We start from the raw sequence: 6697 nt of genomic DNA, 5'->3' as shown, positions 1-6697 counted from the left end.
TCTTCTTGTGTCAAGTAGGAACTAAAAAATTTTTGAGATTTTACAAGCCGTTCATAGGTGGAAGACCACCCGTGAACGGCTTGTAACATTCAGCCTATTAGATTTCTGCATCCTCAAAGATGTCTTTGAACATCCAGACGATTTCGATGCTGTCATGCCCATGAACATAGATAGCGGAGATTAGAGCATGAGCAAGCTCGTATGTAAGTCCTTCGCCTTTCTGGTATTCGCCGAGCACCGCATCAAGCCTTTCATCCGAACAGGGATGTTCAGAGTCAAGCTCTTGCATCCGCTCATGGCCTTGCCGGATTGCTTCTTCATTCTCAGACATCTTCGCATCCGTCTCTGCTTTCCGCTTGAGGTATTCAGCCTTTGTGATGCTGCCGGAAGTGTATTTCTCATACAGCCGGAGCTTCACTGCCTTGAGTTGTTCGGACTGTTTCTGCAAATCGCGGATTGTGTCCGCGCATTCTGTGATGGCAGATTTCCTGCGCTTGCTGATCTCATGTTCTTTGACAGCTCTCTTTTCGACCAGTGTGAGCATTTGCCCAATCGCTTTGTAAGCAGTGTCCTCAATCCATGCCTCGCTGTATCTTTCACCAACCGGGCAATCCGTATCGCGGTCATGCGTTGAGTGGGTACACTGATAGAAATATCCGCCCTCATTTCGGAGCTTTCGCCGGGTAAGGGCGCGTTTGCAGTTGCCGCAGCACACAAGACCTTTGAGGGGATAATAGCGCAGATTCCTTTTGGGATTCTTCTCGCCGCCCCGGATAACAGCCTGAGCCAGCTCAAACTCATCCTTGCTGACAATGGCTTCGTGCATTCCCTCAACAACAATCCAGTCTTCCTGATCCTGAGCGATGCTCTTTCGTGAGCCGACACCACCGGATTTGCGCCTGTGGCCTACCGTTGCACCGGTATAGACATAGTTGACGATGATCTTGTAGACCATAGATGCCGTCCAGCTTATCTTGTCGCTCATGCGGCTGAATTTCTTCTTGTCAGGATGTTTCCCCTTGAAATACTGCCCCGGCGTCGGAATGTTGTCATCGTTCAGGCCAAGGGCAATCTGTGAGGTATTCCTGCCATCAAGGGCTTCATCGAAGACCCTGCGCACGACCTTGGCGGCCTCCGGGTCAAGCTTGAGCTTGTTGCGGATTTCCGGGTGAAGCACATAGCCGTAGGGAGCGTAACCGCCCACATACTTGCCCTGCTTCATCATCTGGGTTTTGGCCGTTGTCGTTTTGACCGAGAGATCCTTGCTGTACGCCGCATAGATGATGCTGCGCATGACGACCTCAAGACCGCCGGTTGTTCCCTTGTAATCGTCGCTGTCATACCCGTCGTTGATGGAGATGAAGCGAACGCCCATAAACGGGAAGGTACATTCGAGATAATTCCCCGTCTCAATGTAATCACGAGAAAAACGGGAAAAGTCTTTGACGCAGATCAGGTTGATCTCGCCGTGCCGGACTTTCTCCATCATCGCGGCAAACTGAGGCCGGTGAAAATTCGTACCGGTATATCCATCATCCGCGAACTCAAGCCTCGGATATTTGGAGAGTGTCGGATGGTTGTCAAGGTAGCGGTTGATGAGCATACGCTGATTTCCGATGCTGTCGCTTTCCGCTTTGCTGCCATTCCCGGTATCTTCATCAGCCATAGAGAGGCGGATGTAGATGCCGATTGTGTAGTCTTTGACCATTTTACATCGCCTCCTGTACTTCATTGATACTCTGAATGGTCTGCTCGTAGATGTCGCTGTACTTCATGACCAGCTCCACAGCGCTGCCCTCATGGACTCTGACCAGCTCAATCGTCTCGTCTACCAAGTCCTGAGAAAGCTGCGTTGCCGTACTAACGGATTTCATCAGGGAAATCCATTTGTTATCTACCGACATGGCCTCGGCAAACTTGCTCCGGCGCTGCACCGCCTCATCCAGACGGCGGGACAGATCGGCATATTGCTCGTCGTAGCTCTTTTTGGCAAAGGCGTATTCCTCTTCATCCAGAAGCCCCTCGGCGTAATCCTCATAGAGGCGAGTTCGCTTCTTGGAAACGCCGTTGAGCCGCAGATTCAGGCTGGTAATGAGGGCATTCTGCTGATCGCGGATGTTTTTCTCGCCCTCGCTGCCCCTGAGCTTGTCCAACAGCTTGTCATAGTCAAGCGCAGCCTCAACTTGAAGCTGAATTGCATGGAGGACATTGGCTTCAAGCGTGTCCTGCCTCGTGTAATGAGAGGTACAGTGCTCATATCGCCTGTTGACCGAAGTGCTGCACTCATAGTAGGCATACCAGCGTCCCCGCTTGTCCTTGTCGATCCTCTTGCGGTGAAAGTACATCTTCTTCCCACAGTCAGCACAGACGATTTTACCCTCGAACAGGTTGACGAGCGTTGCTCGGATTTCATCGGTCTTCTGCATACTCGTCTGCCGAGCCTCAGAAGCCGCTTGGATGATGTCCTGCACCTTCTGGAAGTCCTCACGGGAGATAATTGCCTCATGGGTGTTCGGGAACACAATCCACTCGTCCTTATCCTTGACATTATGGGACTTGATGCCCTTGTAGATTGCTTGCATGGAGCGGCCAAGGACGGTATCGCCCACATAATGCGGATTGGTCAGGATGCCGTACAGCGTTGAACTGTACCAGCCTTTGCAGGAGCATCCATCGCCTTTGCGGGTTCCGGTCTGCCGCTTCCGCAGCTCCGTATTTGGCGCTCCCATCCGGTCAAGCTCATCGAGGATCATGGGGATTGACCATCCCTCGATTTTCCACTGGAACATGAGCCGCACATACTGCGCCGTCTCTTCGTCAATGACCATGTTTGTGTGTTCTTCATTCCACCGATAGCCATACGGGAGGTTTCGCTTCTGGAATGTCCCTTGCTCCATCTGCGCTTTCAGGGCAGTGGAGACTTTGCGGGAAATATCCTTTGAGTAGAGGGCGTTTATCATGTTTTGCAGCGGAATCATCAGGCTCTCGTTCGAGCTGTCCGTATCGAAGTTGTCATAGTGCTCCTTGATAGCAATAAACCGCAAGCCAATCTGCGGGAAAATGCGCTCAAGGTAGGTGCCGGTTTCTATGTAGTCACGGCCAAAACGGCTGAGATCGCGGACTACGAGGCATTTAATCCTGCCGCTCTTGATGTCGGTCATCAGGCGGTTAAACTCCGGCCTGTCGAAAACCGTCCCCGTCCGTCCGTTATCCACATAGACATCGACGAGATCGAGATACGGGCAACCGGCAATATAGGACTTACATATCTTAATCTGATTGGTGATGACATCCACTTTTTCAGATTTGCCGCTGTTCTCCACGGAAAGACGGGCATAAATGGCTGTCGGGAAGATTTGCAGCGGTGCTGCTTCGCAAACCGGCTCTGCGGCTGCGATTTTTCTGCTTTTTCGTGCCATACGCTCATCCCTCCTTTATCCGGCAACGGCAAGTTCGTCGGCATAGCCGAGAACATATTCAAGTGTCTGCTGATACTCGTCTTTGTACTTGAAGACAATCTCTATCGCGTGATCCTCATAAATCAGGATGCGGTCAACCAGCGCCATGAGGACGCGGCGGTTCAGTTCTTCAATGTTTTCATACTGCTTAAAGAGCGTGACCCAATTTCGTTCAGTAGCCCCGGTTGTAACCGACTGCTTCATTTCCTTTTTCACGCGGAGAAGGGCTTCCTGTTTTTCCTCGATGATCTTGGTGTAGCTGTTGCGGAACTCAAAGTATTCCGACTTGTCGATGATCCCGTCCGAGAGGTCTTCGTAGAGCCGGAGCTTGAGCTTCTGATACCGCTCAATCTCTTCTTCGAGCTTCGCAATCTGCGCCTCATAGTTAAACGCTTTACGATTCTGGGAAGGAAGCCTCTCAATCATCTCAAGCGCTTTTTCCAGATTGACCACAAGCTCGATCTGGTCATGGATGGCGCGAAACACCTTTTCCTCAACCTCTTTTGCGCTGATGCTGTGCGGGCTGCAGGTCCGGCTATGTTTGTTCGTCGAGCAGACATAGTAGATGTATTTCTTTGTCTTCGACGGGACGGTCTTGCGTGTCATGGACTGCTGGCAGTCTCCGCAGAACAGGAAGCCGGAAAACAGGTGTGCCTCGTCCTGATCAGGCGAGCAGCGCATATCCCGCTTCATCATGGTCTTGACGGCCATGAAATCTTCATAAGAAACAAGCGATTCATGCGCCCCCTCGACTTTGACCCACTCGGTTTCGTCTTTCGGCTGCACAACGCGCACCTTGTAGTTTGGCGTACCGCGCTTGCCTTGGGCAAGAACACCGATATATACCTCATTGGTGAGGATGCGCTGGACAGCTTTGTAAGTCCACTTTGCAGTGTCGCCGGTCTTGAAGACGGTATCGAACTTCACCCCCGCCGAGTGCTTATACTCCATAGGGGAAAGCACACCCATCTGATTCAGCCTTGCGGCAATGCGGCCGATGGAGAAGCCGTCCTTGTACATGGCAAAGATCATCTGCACATACTCGCTGACAGCCCCATCGACGATGAGCTGGTTTTTGTTATCCGGCGATTTCTTGTAGCCATAGGGAGCGAACGCCCCGACGAACTCACCGTTCTTTTGCTTGACCTCCAAGCTGGATCGAATTTTCATGGAAATATCCTTGCAGTAGGAGTCGTTGATGAGGTTTTTGAACGGGATAACAAAGGAATCCGACTGCGGATCGCCGGTCAGACTATCGTAAGCGTCGTTGACCGCGATAAAGCGGATGCCGAGCTGCGGGAATATCTTTTCCAGATACCGCCCGCCGTCGATGTAGTTTCTCGAAAAGCGGCTGAGGTCTTTGACCACGATGCAGTCAATCGCGCCTTTGCGGATTGCGTCTTCGAGTTTTTTGAAGTTCGGACGATTGAAGGAAACGCCGCTATAACCATCGTCAACGAACGGCTCGCAGACGATTTCCAGATCGTCATGCCGTGCAATGTAGTCCTCGCAAATGGCTCTTTGGCTTGCGATGGAGTTGCTTTCAACTTTGTCCCCGTCTTCACGGGACAGGCGGCAGTAAATCGCCGTCCGGTAAACTTTTCCGGGCATAAAAATAACCTCCGTTTTCTGTTTGGTGTGATACATCAAATCAGAAAGACGAAGGCTTCTGCTTCTTGTATGAGGAAAACACGATAAAGCCACATGACCCTCAAGGGCAGCGGCTTAGTCCATGTATTCTTTTTTGACCTGACTTCATTGTATCACAGGCTCAATCGCTTGTCCATAGAACCGGGCGAAAAGATTCAGTTTGTTCATAATCAAAGTCCTCTCAGATAATGTTCCAGACAGTCCTCCAAGGTGGTGTCTGTCTTCGAGAAGCTGATCTTCACGACGGTCTTCCCGTCCAGATAGCAATACGGGTTTCTGATCTGTCGGATAAAATCCCGCAGCCGGTCATCCTGCGCAGCCGCAGGCTCAAGCCGGATGCTGTCCCGCTGGACAAGGGTACTGCGGTCAACCGTCTTCGGGTTGACGCTTCTCATGGTTTCTACGCTCATCATATTACAAACACCTCCCTGATGATGTGAATTGTATTCAGGACAAAAGGATATGGCGGAGCGCCGGTTAGGGACACTCCGCCACATAGTTTTCATCCTGAAAACTTGTATGCTGAATGTAGCTAATTGGTTTGTTTCGTGTTCCGGCATATTTGCAGCTCGCACCCCTGCCAGAAGAGCCTCGCGGCTCCGGGAATGCTACGGACTACCAACGGTTAATCGGTATCATGGGACTCTCACCCCTCCGAGGAACGCTCCGAGCCGCCCCCGGCAATCCGGGAACGGAAGTATCATTATACCCAACTTCTCCATCATGGCGAACAGCCGCACCACACGGCAGTTTAGCCTCTCTGCTGATCGCTCGCTTCCGTGAGGAAGGTCTTGGCGGCAGAAGGCAAGTCGCTTCGAGAAAAGAGGAAAGATCCGCAGCACTGGATATTCTGTTTTCAAGGTACTGTGAAGCCGGTCTTGATTGACCCCTTCACTTTACAACGGACATTTTTTGAGCGAATTAGCGGGTCTCTCAAAAAATTTTTTTGAATTTTTTTCTGATCGCATCCCGCGTGTCTTTGACAGTGGAAAACGAAAGGCCGTTCTGCTTGGCATACGACAGCATACTCATGTTGCCGCGCATACAATTCATGTACACATCAAGCTGCGGCTTAGTCAGGCTGCGGATAAATTCCTGTTCGAGCAAGCCGGTGATGATGTCTTCCTCCATCTTTTCCGGGGACTCCAGCCATGCGGATGCCTTTACATCATCTTCCGGCACAGCGTCCAGCGACAGCACAGTGGAAGGCTGCGTTTCCTCGCTGTCTTCGCTGTCAGATGCTCCCCCGGTATCGTAGGAGCGACGGAGCTTCTTCTCCTCATTGCGGAGTGCTTTCATGACCTCGCGGTCAACCTCCGTAGTCTCGCCGGTGGCCTTCACGCGCACCATGCACTTGCCATCCTCGGAAATCCAGAGGTCGTAATCGAACTCGATGGGTGTTTTGGGGATTCTTTTCATTGTCTTGTCCTTTCCGCTGGCTCGGAGCAGCGGATGGACAAGACTAAAAAAGAGCCGCATGACGGTGAGCTGATCTTCCCATACCGATAAAACAGAGCTTAGAAAACTCTGTTCATGCGGCATTAGGAAGACTCACCAATCAGCGGCTCCACAGCACAGCTATAAAATAT

Annotated in this window: 5 protein-coding genes; all 5 read right to left on the bottom strand. The window is 51.5% G+C overall.

What is annotated here, in order from left to right; translation table 11 throughout:
- Nucleotides 1-97 precede the first annotated feature (97 nt).
- The 5 genes from BUB35_RS05070 to BUB35_RS05050 all read right to left on the bottom strand — a co-directional run bounded on the left by BUB35_RS05070 (nucleotide 98) and on the right by BUB35_RS05050 (nucleotide 6650).
- Nucleotides 98-1708 (bottom strand): recombinase family protein, encoded by a 1611-nt coding sequence (locus tag BUB35_RS05070; protein ID WP_072849769.1) that lies wholly within the window; start codon nucleotides 1706-1708, stop codon nucleotides 98-100.
- A gap of 1 nt (nucleotide 1709) precedes the next feature.
- Nucleotides 1710-3419 carry a recombinase family protein gene (locus tag BUB35_RS05065; protein ID WP_072849767.1) on the bottom strand — a complete coding sequence of 570 codons (1710 nt, stop codon included), beginning with the start codon at nucleotides 3417-3419 and terminating at the stop codon, nucleotides 1710-1712.
- Nucleotides 3420-3434: 15 nt separating this feature from the next.
- Nucleotides 3435-5069 (bottom strand): recombinase family protein, encoded by a 1635-nt coding sequence (locus BUB35_RS05060; RefSeq protein ID WP_072849765.1) that lies wholly within the window; start codon nucleotides 5067-5069, stop codon nucleotides 3435-3437.
- A 209-nt stretch (nucleotides 5070-5278) separates the two neighbouring features.
- Nucleotides 5279-5521: a DUF6870 family protein gene (locus tag BUB35_RS05055; RefSeq protein ID WP_044986832.1), complete on the bottom strand. Its 243-nt coding sequence runs from the start codon at nucleotides 5519-5521 to the stop codon at nucleotides 5279-5281.
- Between the two features lie 520 nt (nucleotides 5522-6041).
- Entirely contained in the window at nucleotides 6042-6650 is a 609-nt protein-coding gene (locus BUB35_RS05050; protein WP_242949207.1) for a hypothetical protein, read from the bottom strand.
- Nucleotides 6651-6697: the final 47 nt, after the last annotated feature.

Source organism: Anaerotignum lactatifermentans DSM 14214, assembly GCF_900142265.1.
In the GTDB taxonomy this organism is placed as follows: Bacteria; Bacillota; Clostridia; order Lachnospirales; family Anaerotignaceae; genus Anaerotignum; species Anaerotignum lactatifermentans.
This window is presented reverse-complemented; position numbering and strand designations above follow the sequence as displayed.